Source organism: Rhodopseudomonas palustris (genome assembly GCF_003591005.1).
In the GTDB taxonomy this organism is placed as follows: domain Bacteria; phylum Pseudomonadota; class Alphaproteobacteria; order Rhizobiales; family Xanthobacteraceae; genus Rhodopseudomonas; species Rhodopseudomonas palustris_K.
Genome location: NZ_QYYD01000025.1, coordinates 65,091 through 83,911 on the forward strand (window position 1 = coordinate 65,091; position 18,821 = coordinate 83,911).

An 18,821-nucleotide genomic window follows, 5' to 3' on the forward strand; every position below is an offset into this window, starting at 1 on the left:
GCGCAATTGGAGTTGCCATGCTGGTTTGTATTCCCGAAATTCTGTCCAAGCCTGAGGTGGCGGAGTTCCGCCGCCTCATGGACGTCGCAGACTGGGAGGATGGCCGCTCCACCGCCGGCGCGCAGTCGGCGCTGGTCAAGCGCAACGAGCAACTGCCGCCGGACAGCGATCTGGCGCGTGCGCTCGGCCGGCGCGTCATTTCGGCTTTGACCGGAAATCCGAAGTTCGTCTCTGCAGCGGTGCCGCTGCAGATCTTCCCGCCGCTGTTCAATCGCTACGCGGCGGCGAGCAATCACCATTTCGGCATCCACGTCGACAATGCGGTGCGCGGCGATCCGCTCACCGGGGTGCGGATCCGCACCGACCTGTCGGTCACGCTGTTTCTGGCCGAACCCGACGAATATGACGGCGGCGAATTGGTGGTGGAGGACACTTACGGCTCGCATGAAGTCAAATTGCCCGCGGGAGACTGCGTGCTCTATCCATCGACCAGCCTGCACATGGTCACCCCGGTGACCCGCGGGGCCCGGGTCGCGTCTTTTTTCTGGCTGCAGAGCATGGTACGTGATGCCCATGCGCGCAGCATGATCTACGATCTCGACGGCGCTATTCAGGCTCTGGTCGAGCGGCTGGGACGCGATGACCCTGAAACGGTCAAATTGACCGGTATCTATCACAACCTCATCCGCTACTGGGCCGAAGTATGAAACTGTCGAATATCCGATTGATCACTGCGGCGTTGCTGTCGCTGTCCCTCGCAGCGCCGGTCGTGCCGGTGTTTGCACAGCAGCCGTCGGCGTCCGCGGTGTCGGAACCAGCAGCGCCGTCGGCCGAGGCTGCAACCGACGTGGCCGGGGCAGCGCAGGCCCTGCCGGGTTCGGGGACGGCCACCAACGGCAGTGTCGCCCCGGGGCTGCACGAGTTGTCGCCGTGGACGATGTTCCTGCAAGCCGACATCGTGGTGAAGGCCGTGATGGTCGGCCTCGCGCTGGCTTCGGTGATCACCTGGACGATCTTCATTGCCAAGAAGATCGAACTCGGCCGCGCCCGCTGGCGGCTGCGCAGCGCGCTGAAGGAGATCGGCGAGGCGCGCTCGATGTCCGAAGCGCAGCTCGCGCTCGGCGACAAGAAGAGCCCGCTGTCGATGCTGCTGGCGGCGGCGCTGCGCGAAGCGCGGTTGTCGACGGGACTGACCAGCGACGAGGGCATCAAGGAACGCGCGGCGTCGAGCTTCAGCGAAATCGTCCGCGCCGAGTCCCGGCATATGCGGCACGGCATGGGCTTCCTCGCCACCATCGGCGCGACCGCGCCGTTCATCGGCCTGTTCGGCACGGTGTGGGGCATCATGAACAGCTTCATCGGCATTTCGAAGTCGCAGACCACCAACCTCGCAGTGGTCGCGCCCGGCATCGCCGAAGCGCTGCTCGCCACCGCGATCGGTCTGGTCGCGGCGATCCCGGCGGTGATCATCTACAATCACTTCGCGCGCGAGATTAAGGTCTATCTCGAAATGGTCGCGCGCGCCTCGGGCGCGGCGGGACGTCTGCTGTCGCGCGATCTGGATCGCAGCCATAGCGGCGGCCGTCACGTTCGCGCGGCGGAGTAACCGATGGCCGTTTCACTCAACGACTCCGACGGCCTCGACGACGATTTCGACGAGACCCACGAGATCAACGTCACGCCGTTCATCGACGTCATTCTGGTGCTGCTGATCATCTTCATGGTGGCGGCGCCGTTGTCGACGGTCGATCTGCCGGTCAGCCTGCCGACCTCGAGCGCGTCGCCGCAGAAGAAGCCCGACAAGCCGACCTATGTGAGTATCAAGCCGGATCTGGCGGTGGCGATCGGCGAGACCCAGGTCAAGCGCGTCGATCTGGTGAAGACGCTGGATTCGATGCCGGACATGACCAAGGACCGCTTCGTATTCCTGCGCGCCGACCGCGCCGTGCCGTATGGCGAGCTGATGGACGTGCTGGAGATGCTGCGCGCCGGCGGCTACGCCAAGATCAAGCTGGTGGCGCTCGAAGCAGTGCCGGGCGCGGCACCGGGAGCTGCGCAGCAGTAGTCATTACGCAGCGTGTTGCGGCCTGGCGCCGCAGCGCGCACGGGGAGGCCGTGGTGGCGGCGCTTCGTGATAGTTGAGACGCGATACGATTGTTGAGCGCATGACCGAGTTCGATTTCTCTCATAAGCCGTCCCGCACGCTGTGGGTCGTGGCCGGTGTCGCCGCCTTCGCGCTGCATGCGGGCGGCGTCGCGCTGGCGCTGTCGCACAGCGCCGACGACATCGACGACGACGCGCTCGGTTCGCCGGCGATCGAAGTTGGCGTCGAGATGATGTCGCCGAAGCACGAGGCCAGCGACCTGCCGCCCGGACCCGACACCGACGCCTCGGCCGCGTCGCCGGCGCTGAACGAGCAGAAGGCCGAGGTCAAGGAAAGCGACCTGCCCAAGGACACGCCGCAGGAGACCGAAGAGCCGGACCGCGTCGTCACCGAGCAGGACGCCAAGAAGCCCGACGAGGAGCAGAAGGAAAAGGCGGTGGTGCAGCAGCAGGCCTCGACCGAGTCGGTCGCCGCCGAAGCCACCGCGATGCCCAGCAACGAAGTCGCCAAGGAGGGGCCGCGCTCGGTGGCGCCGGCCCAGGGCGTCGGCCAGGCCGCGCAGCGCGTCCGCGTCACCTGGCAGAAGGAGCTGGTGGCCTATCTCGACAAGCACAAGCGCTATCCGAAAGAAGCCAACCACAAGAACGTCAAGATCGTGGTCGGCTTCGAGCTCGACCGCCTCGGCCACGTGGTGTCGACCCGCATCGTGGAGGGCTCCGGCGACGCCGCCTTCGACCAGGCCGCCCTCGACATGGTCAAACGCGCCGACCCCGTACCCGCACCACCTCCGTTGATTGCGGATGAGGGGCTCACGTTCAGCCTGCCGGTGATCTTCCGGACGAAGGGCAAGGGGTAGGGCTTCGGCTAGTGTAGGGGCGGGACTGGCGCCGATCAGCGCTTTTCAGTCCGCCGTCGACCGAGCCCAGTCCTGCCACAACTCGCAGCATGTCATTCCGGGGCGCGCCAGCGCAGCTGGCGCGAACCCGGAATCTGCCGCGGGCACTGAGCGCGCGGCGCGGGATTCCGGGTTCGGCCGCAGCTGCGCTGCGACCGCCCCGGAATGACGGGGTGGGGCGGGCGTGCCGCGGAGTGCGCGCGTCGTGATTAGTACGTTGCGCGGCCGCCGGAGATGTCGAAGACGGCGCCGGTGGAGAACGAGCAGTCTTCGGACGCGAGCCAGGCGACCAGCGCGGCGAGTTCTTCGACCAGGACGAAGCGGCCCTTCGGGATTTTCGACAGCATGAAGTCGATATGCTGCTGCGTCATCTGGTCGAAGATCGCAGTTTTTGCGGCCGCCGGCGTCACGGCGTTGACGGTGATGTCGTAGGACGCGAGCTCCTTGCCGAGCGATTTGGTCAGCGCGATCAGGCCGGCTTTCGACGCCGAGTAGTGCGCGGCGTTGGGGTTGCCTTCCTTGCCGGCGATCGACGCGATGTTGACGATACGGCCGTATTTGTGGGCGATCATCGCCGGCACGATCGACTTGCAGCAGATGAACGGGCCGTCGAGATTGATGCGCAGCACCTTGCGCCATTCCTCGTAGTCGGTGTCCCACACGGTCTTGTTGATTCCGGCGATGCCGGCATTGTTGACCAAAATGTCGATCTTGCCGAACGCCTGCAGCGTCGCGTCGCGGGCGCGATCGACCGTCGCGGGATCGGTGACGTCGACCTGCAGCGCCAGCACGGCGTCGCCGATCTCTTTCGCGGTCTTCTCGGCCAACGCGATATCATGATCCCAGATCGCGACCCGCGCGCCGGACGCGACGAACCGTTCGGCTATGGCGCGGCCAAATCCCTGCGCCCCGCCGGTGACCACGGCGCAGCGATGCTTGAGGTCGATGGTGTTCATTGTCGTTTGTTCCCTATGCGCGAACCAGCAACCCCGTCATTGCGAGGAGCGAAGCGACGAAGCAATCCAGGTCAGTGCACGGCGCTCTGGATTGCTTCGCTTCGCTCGCAATGACGGAGATTCAGTCTGTGACTCACAACGTCCAGCCGCCGTCGATGATATGCGCCACGCCGGTGGTGAAGGCGCTTTCGTCGCTGGCGAGATACACCGCGAGCGCGGCGATTTCCTCGGCGGTGCCGAGCCGGCCCATCGGCTGGCGCGAGACGAACATCTCGCGGCCTTGCGGGCCGGCGGCGGCAGCGCGGCCGAGCATTGACGGCGTCTCGATGGTGCCGGGGCAGATCGCATTGCAGCGGATGCCGCGGGTGATGAAGTCGGCCGCAACGGCGCGGGTCAGCGCGGCCACGGCGGCCTTGGTGGCGCCGTAGACGTAGCGGTTCGGCGCGGCCTTGTAGACGCCGGCGGCCGAGGAGATGTTGATGATCGAACCGCGCCCGGCCTCCAGCATCGCGGGCAGGAAGGTGCGGATCGTGCGGTGCATCGACTTGACGTTGAGGTCGAAGGAGAAGTCCCAGTCGCTGTCGGAGCATTCCAGCACGGTGCCGTGATGCACGAAGCCGGCGGCGTTGAGCAGGATGTCGACGGTGCCGACGTCACGGCCGATCGCCTCGACCGCTTCGGTGTCGCGGACGTCGAGCCTCGCGGTGCGGGCGATGCCGTGATCGGCGAGGGACGCCAGCCCGGCTTCGTCGATATCGGTGGCAAACACTTCGGCGCCTTCCCGCGCGAACGCGATCGCACTGGCGCGGCCAATGCCGGCCGCCGCCGCGGTGACGAATGCGCGTTTGCCTGTGAGCCGGTCGGACATTGATTTATCCCTTGATCATTCACTGAACTTTGAGTTCGTCATTCCGGGATGCGCCCGCAGGGCGCAGGCCCGGAATCCATAACCCATATCAGTGAGTATGGATTCCGGGCTCGCGCTACGCGCGCCCCGGAATGACGAGGCGTTTGTGAAAGTGCGCCGCTGCAAAAGTAAGTGAGCGATGCGCCTTAGTGATTATGCCGCGCCACGCCCACCGTCCCCGCGATGTCGCGATAGCGCGTGGCGAATTCCATGCAGGCGCCGGTGGCCTGCTGGCCGACCGTCGAACGATACAGCTCCTGCCATGGCGTCTGGTGTTTCGGATAGGCGAAGCCGCCGGCCGCTTCGAGATCGGCGCGGCGCTGCTGTAGCTCCGCGTCCGAAATCAGAATGTCGGCGCTGCCTTTGTTGAGGTCGATGCGGACGCGGTCGCCGGTCTTCAGCAGCGCCAGCCCGCCATTAGCGGCAGCTTCCGGCGTGGCGTTGAGGATCGACGGCGAGCCCGAGGTGCCGGACTGGCGGCCGTCGCCGATGCACGGCAGCGAGTGGATGCCGCGTTTGATCAATGCTGCCGGCGGCTGCATGTTCACCACCTCGGCGCCGCCCGGATAGCCGATCGGTCCGGTGCCGCGTACGAACAGGATGCAGTGCTCGTCGATCTCCAGCGATGGATCGTCGATGCGGTGGTGATAGTCTTCCGGTCCTTCGAACACGATGGCACGGCCTTCGAACGCGTTGAGGTCGCCTGGCGTCGACAGATAGCGCTCCCGGAATTCGAGGCTGATGACGCTGGTCTTCATGATCGCGGAGTCGAACAGATTGCCGCGCAGCACCAGGAAGCCGGCGTCCTGCACCAGCGGGCCGTCATAGGTTTTGATCACGTCGCCGTCCGGCGCCGGCGCCGCACGGCAATTTTCGCCGATGCTGCGACCGTTGACGGTGATCGCGTCCTCGTGAATCTTGCCTTGGGTCATCAGCTCGCGCACCACGGTCGGCACGCCGCCGGCGCGGTGATACTCTTCGCCGAGATACACACCTGCCGGCTGCAGATTGACCAGCAGCGGGATCGTGTGGCCGACGCTCTGCCAATCGTCGATGCTGAGCTCGACGCCGACATGGCGGGCCAGCGCGTTGAGATGGATCGGCGCATTGGTCGAGCCGCCGATCGCCGAGTTCACCACGATGGCGTTTTCGAATGCCTGTCGCGTCAGGATGTCGGACGGCTTGAGATCTTCCCACACCATCTCGACCGCGCGCAGCCCCGTTTGATACGCAATCTGCCCGCGCTCACGATACGGCGCCGGGATCGCCGCGCAGCCGGGCAGCGACATGCCGAGCGCTTCGGCCAGCGAGTTCATCGTCGAGGCGGTGCCCATGGTGTTGCAATGGCCGACCGAGGGCGCGGAGGAGGCTACGATCTCCATGAATTCTTCGTAGTCGATCTCGCCGGCGGCGAGCCGCTCACGCGATTTCCACACCACCGTGCCCGAGCCGGTGCGCTCGCCATTGTGCCAGCCGTTCAGCATCGGCCCGCCCGACAGCACGATTGCCGGAATGTTGACGGTCGCGGCGGCCATCAGGCAGGCCGGCGTGGTCTTGTCGCAGCCGGTGGTGAGCACCACGCCATCGAGCGGGTAGCTGAACAGCACCTCGACAAGGCCGAGATAAGCAAGGTTGCGATCCAGCGCGGCGGTCGGGCGCTTGCCGGTTTCCTGGATCGGATGCACCGGAAATTCCATCGCGATGCCGCCGGCGGCGCGGATGCCTTCACGCACGCGCTGCGCCAATTCGAGATGATGCCGATTGCACGGTGACAAATCGTTGCCGGTCTGCGCAATGCCGATGATCGGCTTGCCGGATTGCAGCTCACCGCGGGTCAGGCCGTAGTTCAGATAGCGCTCGAGATAGAGCGCGGTCATCGCCGGATTATGAGGATCGTTGAACCATTCGCTGGAGCGGAGCTTACGCCGGCCAATACCGGATTCGACCTTATTCATTGTTTCTCCCGCACTGCACACGCCGTTGAGCAGGCGTCTTGAGCGTCCGTTTGAGTCATCGGCGGGGGCGCATGGTGACATGTCGCTGCCAGCTACGCAATTGTCAGTGATGCTGAGAGCCGCGGTAAATTTCACGACGCGACAGATGTCGAAAGGTCTGCTATGAGTAGCACCAACAAGGATCGGTGCCGGCGGCAACGACCGCACCATGAAGGCCGATCCCCGGGAGGTGCTGTATGGCGTCGGTGCAGATTCACGACGTGCGTAAATCATTTGGCGGCTTCGAAGTCCTGCACGGCGTGACGGTTCCGATCGAGGATGGCGCCTTCGTCGTGTTGGTCGGCCCCTCCGGCTGTGGCAAGTCCACGCTGCTGCGCATGCTGGCGGGCCTGGAGAAGATCACCTCCGGAACGATCTCGATCGGCGACCGCGTCGTCAATGACGTGCAGCCGAAAGAGCGGGACATCGCCATGGTGTTCCAGAACTACGCGCTGTATCCGCACATGACGGTGGCCCAGAACATGGGCTTCTCGCTGAAGCTGCGCGGCGCCGATCAGAAGGAGATCGACGACAAGGTCAATCGCGCCGCCGACATTCTCGATCTGCGAAAGCTGCTCGAGCGATTTCCGCGGCAACTGTCCGGCGGGCAGCGCCAGCGCGTCGCCATGGGGCGCGCCATCGTGCGCGATCCGCAGGTGTTTCTGTTCGACGAGCCGCTGTCCAATCTCGACGCCAAGCTGCGCGTGGCGATGCGCACCGAGATCAAGGAACTGCATCAGCGGCTGAAGACCACCACGGTCTACGTCACCCACGACCAGATCGAAGCCATGACGATGGCCGACAAAATCGTGGTGATGCAGGACGGCATCGTCGAGCAGATGGGCGCGCCGCTCGACCTTTACGACAATCCGGCCAACAAATTCGTTGCCGGCTTCATCGGCTCGCCGGCGATGAATTTTCTCGACGGCACCCTGAAGGTCAATGGCGGCCAGCCCTGGGTCGAAACCGCCAGCGGCGCGCGGCTGCCGATCAGCACGGCGCCGGCGAATAGTAACGGGAAGCCGGTGAGCTACGGAATTCGCCCCGAGCATCTCGATTTCGCAGACAGCGGCATCGAGGCTGAAGTGGTCGTGGTCGAGCCGACGGGCTCCGAAACCCAGATCGTCGCGCGCGTTGGCGCGCAGGAGCTGATTGCGGTGTTTCGCGAGCGCCACCAGGTGCGGCCCGGCGACAAGATCCATCTGCAGCCGCGGCCACAAATGGCGCATCTGTTCGACAAGGAGACCGGCCAGCGGCTGTGATCCGCGTGCAACGCCGCGCCGTCGATTATCTACAAAACCAATAAGACCAAACAAGCAGACAAAGGGAGTTAACGAACGATGACTGATTTCGGATTCGATCGACGCTCGTTGCTGAAGGGTGGCGCGACGCTGCTGGCCGCGGCGGCCACGATGTCTGCCGATCAATTGCTGGGTTATGCCAAGGCGTGGGCGCAGGCGTCGCCGGGGAAGCCGGAGCCGGGCGCCAAGATCAATCTGCTGCGCTGGAAGCGCTTCGTCGAAGCCGAAGACGTCGCCTTCATGAAAATCGTCGACGCCTTCCAGAAGGCCAACAACGTCACCATCAACGTCTCCAACGAGTCCTACGACGACATTCAGCCCAAGGCCTCGGTCGCCGCCAACACCGGGCAGGGGCTCGACATGGTGTGGGGGCTGTATTCGCTGCCGTTCCTGTTTCCGAGCAAGTGCACCGATGTCACCGACGTCGCGGACTATCTCGCCAACAAGTGCGGCGGCTGGGCGGATTCGGGCAAGACCTACGGCATGTACAACGGCAAGTGGATCGGCATTCCGGTCGCCGCCACCGGCGCGCTGATCAACTATCGCATCGCCGCCGCCGAAAAGGCCGGCCACAAGGAGTTTCCGAAAGACCTCGGCGGCTTCGCAGATCTGGTCAAGGGCCTCCACAAGAACGGCACGCCGGCCGGCATGGCGCTGGGCCACGCCTCGGGCGACGCCAACACCTGGCTGTATTGGGCTCTGTGGTCGCACGGCGGCAATCTGATCGACAAGGACAACAAGGTCGTCATCAACTCGCCTGAGACCGCCAAGTCGCTCGAATACGTCAAGGGCCTGTACGACAACTTCATCCCCGGCACCGCGTCGTGGAACGATGCGTCGAACAACAAGGCATTCCTCGCCGGCCAGCTCTATCTCACCGTCAACGGAATCTCGGTGTATGTCACGGCGAAGAAGGAGAACAAGCAGATCGCCGAGGACATGAACCACGCGCATCTGCCGGTCGGCACCGACGGCAAGAGCCGCGAACTGCATCTCGGCTTCCCGATCCTGATCTTCAACTTCACCAAGTTCCCGCAGACCTGCAAGGCGTTCACCGCCTTCATGATGGAGCCGGAGCAGTTCAACCCGTGGGTCGAGGCGGCGCAGGGCTATCTGTCGCCGTTCCTGAAGGACTACGAGAAGAACCCGATGTGGACCGCGGACCCGAAGAACACGCCGTATCGCGACGTCGCCGCCACCGCGATGTCGCCGGCTGGCCTGGGCCAGATGGGCGAGAACGCCGCCGCCGCGATCGCCGATTTCGTCGTCGTCGACATGTTCGCCAACTACTGCACCGGCCGCGAAGACGTAAAGACCGCCATGAGCAGCGCCGAACGCGCGGCGAAGCGGATCTTCAGGTCGTGAGGCTTTGAGACGGGAGGCCGACATCCATGTCGGCCTCCCGTCTAGACCGAGGTAACTGCCTCTCTTTTGTCATTCCGGGGCGCGCGTAGCGCGAGCCCGGAATCCATAACCACCGCCGGGAGTATGGATTCCGGGCCCGCGCCAAGAGGCGCGTCCCGGAATGACGAAAGAGGGGCCCGTTACATCTGACGGCTGCGATCGGCGATGGAGTTGGAATGAGCACATTCGACACATCGGCGGCGCTGCGACCGAGCTCCGGCCCCTCCGCCTGGCAGCGGCTCAGGACCAATCGCAACTTCGTCGCGCTGTGGTTCATGCTGCCGGCGGCGGCGTTTCTGATCCTGTTTCTGGCCTATCCGCTGTTCCTCGGCGTCTGGATGAGCTTCACCGACGCGCGGATCGGGCGCGACGGCGTGTTCGTCGGCGTCGAGAACTATCAGTGGCTGTGGGACGACAGCATCTTCTGGCTGTCGGTGTTCAACACCATCCTGTACACGGCTGTCGCCAGCGCCATTAAATTCGCCGTGGGGCTGTATCTAGCGCTGCTGCTCAACCGCCACATGCCGTTCAAGGCGATCATCCGCGCCGCGGTGCTGGTGCCGTTCATCGTGCCCACCGTGCTGTCGGCGATCGCGTTCTGGTGGATCTACGATTCGCAGTTCTCGATCATTTCGTGGTCCCTGATCAAGCTTGGGCTGATCGACCACAACATCAACTTCCTCGGCGACACCACCATGGCGCGCGCTTCGGTGATCTTCGCCAACATCTGGCGCGGCGTGCCGTTCGTGGCGATCACGCTGCTCGCGGGCTTGCAGACGGTGTCGCCATCGCTTTACGAGGCTGCGACACTGGACGGCGCCACCAGCTGGCAGCGCTTCCGCTACATCACCTATCCGCTGCTGACGCCGATCATCGCCGTGGTGATGACGTTCTCGGTGCTGTTCACCTTCACCGACTTCCAGCTGATCTGGGCGCTGACCCGCGGCGGGCCGGTCAACGCCACGCATCTGATGGCGACGCTGAGTTATCAGCGCGGCATTCTGTCGGGCCGGCTCGGCGAGGGCGCGGCGATCGCCACCGCGATGATCCCGTTCCTGCTGGCGGCGATCGCGATCTCCTGGTTCGGCATGCAGCGCCGCAAATGGCAGCAAGGATCGGACAATGATTGAGGCCTGCCATGACTGAGACCACCGCGTCCGATCCGCGCCTCGCCGTCAAGGCGGCGACCGTCGCCAAGGACGACGACAGCGAGGGCATGAGTTATCTGGAGTCGCTGCCGCGGCGGCTGGTAACGCTGTATCTGCCGCTGGCGATCATCATCGTGATCCTGCTGTTCCCGTTCTACTGGATGGCGCTGACGTCGATCAAACCCGACGAGCAGCTGATCGACATGGAGACCTACAACCCGTTCTGGGTGGTCAAGCCGACGCTGAAGCACATCTCGAAGCTGTTGTTCGAGACGCAATATCCGCGCTGGCTGTGGAACACGATGTATGTCGCCGCGGCCTCGACCGTGCTGTCGATCTTCGCCAGCGTGCTCGCCGCCTATGCGATCGTGCGGCTGCGCTTCCGCGGCGCCGACAGCGTCGGCGGCGCGATCTTCCTCGCTTATCTCGTGCCGCCGTCGATCCTGTTCATCCCGCTGGCCTCGGTGATCCAGGCTTACGGCCTGTTCGACTCGCCGCTGTCGCTGATCCTGGTGTATCCGACGCTGCTGATTCCGTTCTCGACCTGGCTGCTGATGGGTTACTTCAAGACCATTCCCTTCGAGCTCGAGGAATGCGCGCTGATCGACGGCGCGTCGCGCTGGCAGATCCTGACCAAGATCATCGTGCCGCTGGCGGTGCCGGGGCTGATCTCGGCGTTCATCTTCTCGTTCACGCTGTGCTGGAACGAGTTCATCTACGCGCTGACCTTCCTGCAGTCGACGCCGAACAAGACCGTGCCGGTGGCGATCGTCAACGAATTCGTCGACGGCGACATCTACAAATGGGGCTCGCTGATGGCCGGCGCCCTGGTCGGCTCGCTGCCGCTGGTCATCCTCTACGCCTTCTTCGTCGAGCACTACGTGTCGGCGATGACCGGGGCGGTGAAGGAATAACCATGCCTGCGCCGTCATTGCGAGCGCAGCGAAGCAATCCAGCTCCACGCACGAGGCTGGATTGCTTCGTCGCTTCGCTCCTCGCAATAACGACATGCGGAGATTGCTGAGGCATTGCTACACGTACGACCTCATCCTGAGGAGCGCGCCCTTGCGCGCGTCTCGAAGGATGGGCCACATTCACCTCATGGTTCGAGACGGCGCTGCGCGCCTCCTCACCATGAGGCGCACTGCACGGGGCCTGCGCCCCGACAATCGACGGAGTTTTCCTTTGCACATTCTCATCCTCGGCGCCGCCGGCATGGTCGGGCGCAAACTCACCGACCGGCTGCTCGCCGACGGCCGCCTCGGCAGCCGCGACATCACGCGTCTGACGCTGCAGGACGTGGTGGCGCCGGAGCGGCCGGCGCAGGCGTCGATCGCGATCCAGACCGTGACCAGCGATCTCGCCGAGCCGGGGCAGGCGGCGGCGCTGGTGGCGCATCGGCCCGACGTGATCTTCCATCTCGCCGCGATCGTGTCGGGCGAGGCCGAGGCCGATTTCGACAAGGGCTATCGCATCAATCTCGACGGCACCAAGCAACTGATCGATGCGATCCGCGCCGAGGAGGGCGGCTACAAGCCGCGGCTGGTGTTCACCTCGTCGATCGCGGTGTTCGGCGCGCCGTTCCCGGACAAGATCGGCGACGAATTCCTGTCGACGCCGCTGACCAGCTACGGCACCCAGAAGGCGATCTGCGAGCTCTTGATCGCCGACTACACCCGCAAGGGGTTTCTCGACGGCATCGGCATCCGCCTGCCGACGATCTGCGTCCGCCCCGGCAAGCCCAACAAGGCGGCGTCGGGGTTCTTCTCCAACATCATCCGCGAGCCGCTCAGCGGCCATGAGGTGGTGCTGCCGGTTGGCGACGACGTGATGCACTGGCACGCCTCGCCGCGCTCCGCCGTCGGCTTCCTGATCCATGCCGGCACCATGGATACGGCGGCGATCGGGCCGCGGCGCAATCTGTCGATGCCGGGGCTGGCGGCGACGGTCGGCGAGCAGATCGCCGCGCTCGAGCGCGTCGCCGGCAAAGCCGTCGTCGCCCGGATCAAGCGCGAGCCGGATCCGACCATCATCGGCATCGTCTCCGGCTGGCCGCGCAACTTCTCCACCGACCGCGCCAAGGCACTCGGCTTCACCACGGCCGAGCAGACTTTCGACGACATCATCCGCATCCACATCGAGGACGAGTTGGGCGGCAAGTTCGTCGGCTGACCACGCCAGCAGCGCCGTCATTGCGAGGAGGCACTCGGATCGGCGCTTCGCGCCGTCCGAGCACAGGCTCCGCGACGAAGCAATCCAGCGCCGAGCACGGAGCTGGATTGCTTCGCTTCGCTCGCAATGACGGGGGGAGACGGCGTTTCACCCACCGCGGTCGTCATGGCCGGGACGAGCCCGGGCATGACGGGTGGAGAAGTTAAGCCCCGTCGCTGCCGGTCGGATTCGCCCGGTCTGTATGCAGGGCAGGGGGATGCTTTTGGCTGACGGGCGTCCTATATTCCGGCCAAACCAGCAACCCGATCCCAGGAGAAAACGCCATGACCGCCAGCATCGTCGGATGGGCCCATATGCCGTTCGGCAAGTTCGACGCCGAGACCGTCGAGAGCATGATCGTCCGTGTCGCCACGGAGGCGATTGCAGATGCCGGCATTGCGCCGGGCGATGTCGATGAGATCGTGCTCGGGCATTTCAACGCCGGCTTCTCGCCGCAGGACTTCACCGCATCGCTGGTGCTGCAGGCCGATCCGGCGCTGCGCTTCAAGCCGGCGACCCGCGTCGAGAACGCCTGCGCCACCGGGTCCGCCGCCGTGCATCAGGGCATCCGCGCGATCGAAGCCGGCGCCGCCAAGGTGGTGCTGGTGGTCGGCGTCGAGCAGATGACCCGGACGCCGGGACCGGAGATCGGCAAGAACCTGCTGCGCGCCTCCTATCTGCCGGAAGACGGCGACACGCCCGCGGGCTTCGCCGGCGTGTTCGGCATCATCGCGCAAAAATACTTCCAGAAATATGGCGACCAGTCCGACGCGCTGGCGATGATCGCCGCCAAGAACCACCACAACGGCGTATCGAATCCCTATGCGCAGATGCGCAAGGATTTCGGCTTCGAGTTCTGCCGCGCCGAGGGCGAGAAGAACCCGTTCGTCGCCGGTCCGTTGAAGCGCACCGACTGTTCGCTGGTGTCGGACGGCGCCGCCGCGTTGGTGCTGACCTCGGCCGAGAACGCCAAAGCGATGGGCAAGGCGGTCAACATCCGTGCCCGCGCGCATGCCCAGGACTTCCTGCCGATGTCGAAGCGCGACATCCTGCAGTTCGAAGGCTGCACCGTTGCCTGGCAGCGCGCGCTGGCCGACGCCGGCGTGACGCTGGACGATCTGTCCTTCGTCGAAACCCACGACTGCTTCACCGTCGCCGAACTGATCGAATATGAAGCCATGGGGCTGACGCCGCGCGGGCAGGGCGCTCGCGCCATCAAGGAAGGCTGGACCCGGAAGGACGGCAAGCTGCCGGTCAATCCGTCCGGCGGCCTCAAGGCCAAGGGCCATCCGATCGGCGCCACCGGCGTGTCGATGCACGTGCTGACCGCGATGCAACTGCTCGGCCAAGCGCCGGAAGGCATGCAGATCAAGGACGCCAAGCTCGGCGGCATCTTCAACATGGGCGGCGCCGCGGTCGCCAACTACGTGTCGATCCTGGAGCCGGCGAAGTAACGTCGACGCCGACAAAATCTCCGCCGTCATGCCCGGGCTCGTCCCGGGCATCCACGCCTTAGGCGTTAAGAAGCTGAAAGGCGTGGATGCCCGGGACAAGCCCGGCCATGACGAGGCACATAGTATCCACCATTTGAAGTAACTCCGCTCAAGGGACCAGCGATGAATTTGGCGAATTGGCTCGCCGCGAGCGCTCGGCTGCGTCCCGGCGCGGCGGCGCTACTGACCGGCACGCGAATCGACGCCGACTACGCGACGTTCGCGGCGCGGGCGGCGGCGTTCGCCGCTGCGCTGGCGGGCGACTACGGCATTGTGCCCGGCGATCGCGTCGCGCTGTTCGCGCACAATTGCACGGCTTATCTCGAGGCGCTGTACGGCATCTGGTGGGCCGGCGCGGTGGCGATCCCGATCAACGCCAAGCTGCACGGCCGCGAAGCGGCGTGGATCTGCAGCAACGCCGAGGCGAAGCTGGCGCTGATCTGCGACGACACCGCCGATGCCTTCAACGAGGCGTCGTGTGATCTGCCGAAAGGCATGGCGACGCTGGCAATCGACAGCGACGGCTATTTTCGCGTGCGCAACGGCGACGGCCCGCTTGTGCCGGTGGCGCGCGCGGACAATGATCTCGCCTGGCTGTTCTATACCTCGGGCACCACCGGCCGGCCGAAGGGCGTGATGCTCAGCCACGGCAATCTGGCGGCGATGTCGCTGTGCTATCTGGCCGATGTCGACGCGGTGACGCCGGACGACGCCGCGCTCTACGCCGCGCCGATCTCGCACGGCGCTGGGCTGTACAACATGATCCACGTCCGCTTCGGCGCGCGCCATGTCGTGCCGGAGTCGGCCGGCTTCGATCCGGACGAGGTGCTGACGCTCGGCCTGCAGCTCGGCAACGTCGCGATGTTCGCGGCGCCGACCATGGTCAAGCGTCTGGTCGAAGCCGCCAAGCGCCGCGGCGAAAACGGCGAGGGCATCCGCACGATCGTTTATGGCGGCGGGCCGATGTACCTGGCCGACATTCGCGAAGCCCTCAGCGTGATGGGGCAGCGCTTCGTGCAGATCTACGGCCAGGGCGAGTCGCCGATGACCATCACCTCGCTGAAGCGCGAGCGCCACGCCGACACCAGCCATCCGCGCTATCTCGACCGGCTCGCGTCGGTCGGCACCGCGCAGAGCGCCATCGAGGTGCGGATCACCGGTCCGGACGGCGCCGCGCTGCCCGCCGGTGAAAATGGCGAGATCGAAGTCAAGGGCCCGACGGTGATGCTCGGCTATTGGAACAACCCGGATGCCAATGCCGAGACGCTGAAGGACGGCTGGCTGCGCACCGGCGACGTCGGCCGGCTCGACGAGGATGGTTTCCTGACGCTGTCCGATCGCTCCAAGGACGTGATCATTTCCGGCGGCACCAACATCTATCCGCGCGAAGTCGAAGAGGCGCTGCTGACGCATCCGGCGGTGCGCGAAGTCTCGGCGATCGGCGTTGCCGATCCGGAATGGGGCGAGAACGTCGTCGCCTGCGTGGTGCTGGCTGACGGCGCCAGCGCCGACGACGCCGCGCTGGATGCGCATTGCCAAGCCGCCATCGCCCGTTTCAAACGCCCGAAGCGCTACGTGTACTTGGACGCGCTGCCGAAGAACAATTACGGCAAGGTGCTGAAGACTGAGCTGCGGAAGATGGTGAAGTAGTTCGCTGCAAATTCTGATTCTCCCCGTCATGGCCGGGCTTGTCCCGGCCATCCACGCCTTTGCTGCATTTCCGGCAGCAAGGCGTGGATGCCCGGCACAAGGCCGGGCATGACGAGATGTTGTTACTGAAACGGATTGCTTAGTCGCTTCGCTCCTCGCAATGACGGGGTTAGCTCAGTCGCCCCACCATCGCGGCGCGCTCGTCGCCGTCGACCCATAGGGCGAACTCTTCACCCTCGGGCGAATGGGTCTGCCGCAGCGTGACGGCGCGATTGTAGTACACCGGGCCCTTGAGCCAGAGATCAAGCTGCCGGGGCGCGGACGTCTTTGTCAAATGGCCGAGGCATTGCGCGGCGATGCGTTGCGGGTGGGCGGAGGCGGCGGCGAAGCCGGTGCGGCGGGCGTAGGCGTCGAGCAGGTGCAGCGGATTGCCGTCGCCGGTGAGCCGGGCGAAGCGCAGCCGGCGGTCGCCGTCGACGGTCCAATGAGCGACCGGCGGCAGCGCCGGATCGATCGTCGGCGAGAGCAGAGCTGCGCCTTCGAGCGGGCCATGCGTCAGCGGAGGGGCGAAGCGACCGCGATAGTAGAAGGTGGTGATGCTTTCCCATGAACAGTCGTCGCCCTGCAGCAGTTGGGCATGCACGCCGAGCTCGATGCCCTTGTCGTGCACGCGCCAGGCGGTCGCCTGCGCGATCAGATCCGACGGGTAGGCGACCCTGACGTCGCCGCTGCGGATCAACCGGTTGCGCAGTTGCAGTGCCTGCCAGATCGGCAGCGGCCAGTCCGGATGCATCAGCATCGCCAGCGTCAGCCGGAAGCCGGTGACATGCGGCGCGAGCAGCAGCAGCCGGTCGGTCGTCGCCTTGTCGTCTGCGCCGGCGAGCCATTGGAGCTCGCGTAGCAGATCGGCGCCGATGCGATAGTCGCGCCAGATGAAGCTGAAGGTCGGAAAACCAAGCTTGCCCTGCCAGCCTGCCGACGGCCACAACGCGCCGAGGCCCATCGCGGGCAGCGACGGCGCTTTCAGATAGGTTTTGTGATGCGACGTCATCGGCAGCTTCATGTTTGCAGGCGATCGGGGCGTCTCGACCCACGGAAGTGGATCAATCCACGCCCAAGCGGTCAATGAGGTTGCGCAACGTTTCCGCGACGCGGAACATCGGCGCGATCGGCAACGCGCAGGGCGCCATGCCCCGGCGGTGCTTGATCTCCGCGGTCCTGCCACCTACACGGGGACGACGGCGCCGCGCAGAGCGCCGCAGACGGGAGCGTCGATGGGGCCACTTGCGGGCGTGAAGATCGTCGACATGACGTCGGTGCTGATGGGGCCGTACGCCACCCAGATGCTCGGCGACTACGGCGCCGACGTAATCAAGATCGAGTCGCCCGACGGTGACGTGACGCGGCAGATCGGCCCGACGCGCCATCCCGGCATGGGCCCGGTGTTTCTCAACGCCAACCGCAACAAGCGCAGCATCTGTCTCGATCTCAAACACGCCGCCGGCCGCGACGCCGCGCTGCGGCTGATCGCCGTCGCGGACGTGCTGGTCTACAATGTCCGCCCGCAGGCGATGGCGCGGCTGCGGCTCGGCTATGACGATGTCTCCTCGATCAATCCGCGGCTGATCTATGCCGGCGTGTTCGGTTTCGGCCAGGACGGGCCCTATGCGGCGAAGCCCGCGTACGACGATCTGATCCAGGGCGCCACCGCGCTGCCCTCGCTCAACGCCCGGGTCGGCGACGGCACGCCGCGCTACGTGCCGAACGCGCTGGTCGACCGCATCGTCGGGCTCACCGCGGTCGGCGCGATCTGCGCGTCGCTGGTGCACCGCGACCGCACCGGCACGGGGCAGCGCCTCGACATCCCGATGTTCGAAACCATGGCGAGCTTCGTCATGGGCGATCACATGGGCGGGCTGACTTACGAGCCGCCGCTCGATCGCGGCGGCTACGCGCGGCATTTGTCACCGGACCGGCGGCCTTACCAGACCGCCGACGGCTACATCTGCGCGATGGTGTACAACGACAAGCAGTGGCTCAGTTTCCTGCGCGCGATCGGGCGCGACGATCTGCTCGCTGACGAGCGCTACACCAGCTTCGCCCGGCGCGCCGTCAATATCGACGTCGTCTATGCCGAGCTTGCGCGGATCTTCCTGTCGCGGACAACGGATGAGTGGACCACGCTGCTCGACGCCGCCGACGTGCCGGCGATGCGGATGCACGACCTCGAGAGCATCCTCGACGACCCGCATCTGGTCGCAACCGACTTCTTCCCTGTCGCCAATCATCCGACCGAGGGCCCGATCCGCGACATGAAGGTGTCGGCGACGTGGTCGGACACCAAGGTCGAGCGCCAGCGCTTCGCGCCGCAGCTCGGCGAGCACAGCGCCGAAGTTCTGCGCGAGGCGGGCTACAGCGCCGCTGCGATCGCCGACCTGCAGCGCTGCGGCGCGCTGAAGCTGCCGCAGGGAAGCTGAGGGGATGATGCGGGCATCGGAGATCACATGTTCTGGCGATGTTAGGCACGCTGTGATCGGGGGCGCTACTCGCAGGGTCGCGAATATTGACGTTGTTGGGACGCGGGCACGGCGCCCGATCTCCCTCTCCCGCTTGCGGGAGAGGGCTGGGGTGAGGGCTCTTGCCCCAGGCGCAGTGCCCGCGGGGGGGGGGCGCCCCCCCCCCCCCCCCCCCCCGGGGGGGGGGGGGGGGGGGGGGGGGGGGGGGGGGGGGGGGGGGGGGGGGGGGGGGGGGGGGGGGG

General features: G+C 65.6%; 16 protein-coding genes. 12 read left to right on the forward strand and 4 right to left on the reverse strand.

The features are described 5' to 3' along the window. Positions 1 to 17 precede the first annotated feature (17 nt). The 4 genes from D4Q52_RS21130 (at position 18) to D4Q52_RS21145 (ending at position 2,960) form a co-directional block, all read left to right on the forward strand. Positions 18 to 707 carry a Fe2+-dependent dioxygenase gene (locus tag D4Q52_RS21130; protein ID WP_119858548.1) on the forward strand — a complete coding sequence of 230 codons (690 nt, stop codon included), beginning with the start codon at positions 18 to 20 and terminating at the stop codon, positions 705 to 707. Further along, on the forward strand, positions 704 to 1,606 hold the full coding sequence (gene exbB, locus D4Q52_RS21135) for a tonB-system energizer ExbB (protein WP_119858549.1): 903 nt from the start codon (positions 704 to 706) through the stop codon (positions 1,604 to 1,606). The genes D4Q52_RS21130 and exbB overlap by 4 nt, the downstream gene beginning before the upstream one ends. A 3-nt stretch (positions 1,607 to 1,609) precedes the next feature. Continuing rightward, on the forward strand, positions 1,610 to 2,065 hold the full coding sequence (gene exbD / locus D4Q52_RS21140) for a TonB system transport protein ExbD (RefSeq protein WP_119858550.1): 456 nt from the start codon (positions 1,610 to 1,612) through the stop codon (positions 2,063 to 2,065). A 100-nt stretch (positions 2,066 to 2,165) separates the two neighbouring features. Continuing rightward, entirely contained in the window at positions 2,166 to 2,960 is a 795-nt protein-coding gene (locus tag D4Q52_RS21145; protein ID WP_119858551.1) for a TonB family protein, read from the forward strand. Between the two features lie 248 nt (positions 2,961 to 3,208). Here D4Q52_RS21145 and D4Q52_RS21150 read toward each other — a convergent pair whose 3' ends face one another. The 3 genes from D4Q52_RS21150 to D4Q52_RS21160 all read right to left on the reverse strand — a co-directional run bounded on the left by D4Q52_RS21150 (position 3,209) and on the right by D4Q52_RS21160 (position 6,817). Continuing rightward, positions 3,209 to 3,955 carry an SDR family NAD(P)-dependent oxidoreductase gene (locus D4Q52_RS21150; protein ID WP_119858552.1) on the reverse strand — a complete coding sequence of 249 codons (747 nt, stop codon included), beginning with the start codon at positions 3,953 to 3,955 and terminating at the stop codon, positions 3,209 to 3,211. A gap of 133 nt (positions 3,956 to 4,088) precedes the next feature. Continuing rightward, positions 4,089 to 4,823, reverse strand: coding sequence for an SDR family oxidoreductase (locus D4Q52_RS21155; protein WP_119858553.1), 735 nt, complete (start codon positions 4,821 to 4,823; stop codon positions 4,089 to 4,091). Between the two features lie 185 nt (positions 4,824 to 5,008). Then, positions 5,009 to 6,817, reverse strand: a complete 1,809-nt coding sequence (locus tag D4Q52_RS21160) for an IlvD/Edd family dehydratase (protein WP_119858554.1) — start codon at positions 6,815 to 6,817, stop codon at positions 5,009 to 5,011. A 236-nt stretch (positions 6,818 to 7,053) separates the two neighbouring features. Here D4Q52_RS21160 and D4Q52_RS21165 point away from each other — a divergent pair, with 236 nt between their 5' ends. The 7 genes from D4Q52_RS21165 (at position 7,054) to D4Q52_RS21195 (ending at position 16,063) form a co-directional block, all read left to right on the forward strand. Beyond that, the gene (locus D4Q52_RS21165) at positions 7,054 to 8,118 is read left to right on the forward strand and encodes an ABC transporter ATP-binding protein (RefSeq protein ID WP_119858555.1); all 1,065 of its coding nucleotides are present in this window, start codon (positions 7,054 to 7,056) and stop codon (positions 8,116 to 8,118) included. Between the two features lie 78 nt (positions 8,119 to 8,196). Continuing rightward, a complete protein-coding gene (locus D4Q52_RS21170) occupies positions 8,197 to 9,522 on the forward strand; it encodes an ABC transporter substrate-binding protein (protein WP_119858556.1) in 1,326 nt (441 codons plus the stop codon). Between the two features lie 215 nt (positions 9,523 to 9,737). Beyond that, the gene (locus D4Q52_RS21175) at positions 9,738 to 10,691 is read left to right on the forward strand and encodes a carbohydrate ABC transporter permease (protein WP_119858557.1); all 954 of its coding nucleotides are present in this window, start codon (positions 9,738 to 9,740) and stop codon (positions 10,689 to 10,691) included. A gap of 8 nt (positions 10,692 to 10,699) precedes the next feature. Continuing rightward, on the forward strand, positions 10,700 to 11,623 hold the full coding sequence (locus D4Q52_RS21180) for a carbohydrate ABC transporter permease (protein ID WP_119858558.1): 924 nt from the start codon (positions 10,700 to 10,702) through the stop codon (positions 11,621 to 11,623). Between the two features lie 271 nt (positions 11,624 to 11,894). Beyond that, positions 11,895 to 12,881: a D-erythronate dehydrogenase gene (denD, locus tag D4Q52_RS21185; protein WP_119858559.1), complete on the forward strand. Its 987-nt coding sequence runs from the start codon at positions 11,895 to 11,897 to the stop codon at positions 12,879 to 12,881. A 323-nt stretch (positions 12,882 to 13,204) separates the two neighbouring features. Beyond that, the gene (locus D4Q52_RS21190; RefSeq protein ID WP_119858560.1) at positions 13,205 to 14,374 is read left to right on the forward strand and encodes an acetyl-CoA acetyltransferase; all 1,170 of its coding nucleotides are present in this window, start codon (positions 13,205 to 13,207) and stop codon (positions 14,372 to 14,374) included. 162 nt (positions 14,375 to 14,536) lie between these two features. Next, positions 14,537 to 16,063: an AMP-binding protein gene (locus D4Q52_RS21195; RefSeq protein WP_119858561.1), complete on the forward strand. Its 1,527-nt coding sequence runs from the start codon at positions 14,537 to 14,539 to the stop codon at positions 16,061 to 16,063. Positions 16,064 to 16,232: 169 nt separating this feature from the next. On the opposite strand, the gene D4Q52_RS21200 is transcribed toward D4Q52_RS21195, so the two are convergent. After that, on the reverse strand, positions 16,233 to 17,114 hold the full coding sequence (locus D4Q52_RS21200; protein ID WP_119858567.1) for an acyl dehydratase: 882 nt from the start codon (positions 17,112 to 17,114) through the stop codon (positions 16,233 to 16,235). A 223-nt stretch (positions 17,115 to 17,337) separates the two neighbouring features. Here D4Q52_RS21200 and D4Q52_RS21205 point away from each other — a divergent pair, with 223 nt between their 5' ends. Further along, entirely contained in the window at positions 17,338 to 18,540 is a 1,203-nt protein-coding gene (locus tag D4Q52_RS21205) for a CaiB/BaiF CoA transferase family protein (protein ID WP_119858562.1), read from the forward strand. Positions 18,541 to 18,821 lie beyond the last annotated feature (281 nt).

What these genes read in the sequence shown, in the direction of transcription:
- D4Q52_RS21130 (WP_119858548.1), top strand. Translation starts at nt 18, where the DNA reads ATGCTGGTTTGTATTCCCGAAATTCTGTCCAAGCCTGAGGTGGCGGAG.
- exbB (WP_119858549.1), top strand. Translation starts at nt 704, where the DNA reads ATGAAACTGTCGAATATCCGATTGATCACTGCGGCGTTGCTGTCGCTG.
- exbD (WP_119858550.1), top strand. Translation starts at nt 1,610, where the DNA reads ATGGCCGTTTCACTCAACGACTCCGACGGCCTCGACGACGATTTCGAC.
- D4Q52_RS21145 (WP_119858551.1), top strand. Translation starts at nt 2,166, where the DNA reads ATGACCGAGTTCGATTTCTCTCATAAGCCGTCCCGCACGCTGTGGGTC.
- D4Q52_RS21150 (WP_119858552.1), bottom strand. Translation starts at nt 3,955, where the DNA reads ATGAACACCATCGACCTCAAGCATCGCTGCGCCGTGGTCACCGGCGGG.
- D4Q52_RS21155 (WP_119858553.1), bottom strand. Translation starts at nt 4,823, where the DNA reads ATGTCCGACCGGCTCACAGGCAAACGCGCATTCGTCACCGCGGCGGCG.
- D4Q52_RS21160 (WP_119858554.1), bottom strand. Translation starts at nt 6,817, where the DNA reads ATGAATAAGGTCGAATCCGGTATTGGCCGGCGTAAGCTCCGCTCCAGC.
- D4Q52_RS21165 (WP_119858555.1), top strand. Translation starts at nt 7,054, where the DNA reads ATGGCGTCGGTGCAGATTCACGACGTGCGTAAATCATTTGGCGGCTTC.
- D4Q52_RS21170 (WP_119858556.1), top strand. Translation starts at nt 8,197, where the DNA reads ATGACTGATTTCGGATTCGATCGACGCTCGTTGCTGAAGGGTGGCGCG.
- D4Q52_RS21175 (WP_119858557.1), top strand. Translation starts at nt 9,738, where the DNA reads ATGAGCACATTCGACACATCGGCGGCGCTGCGACCGAGCTCCGGCCCC.
- D4Q52_RS21180 (WP_119858558.1), top strand. Translation starts at nt 10,700, where the DNA reads ATGACTGAGACCACCGCGTCCGATCCGCGCCTCGCCGTCAAGGCGGCG.
- D4Q52_RS21190 (WP_119858560.1), top strand. Translation starts at nt 13,205, where the DNA reads ATGACCGCCAGCATCGTCGGATGGGCCCATATGCCGTTCGGCAAGTTC.
- D4Q52_RS21195 (WP_119858561.1), top strand. Translation starts at nt 14,537, where the DNA reads ATGAATTTGGCGAATTGGCTCGCCGCGAGCGCTCGGCTGCGTCCCGGC.
- D4Q52_RS21200 (WP_119858567.1), bottom strand. Translation starts at nt 17,114, where the DNA reads ATGACGTCGCATCACAAAACCTATCTGAAAGCGCCGTCGCTGCCCGCG.
- D4Q52_RS21205 (WP_119858562.1), top strand. Translation starts at nt 17,338, where the DNA reads ATGGGGCCACTTGCGGGCGTGAAGATCGTCGACATGACGTCGGTGCTG.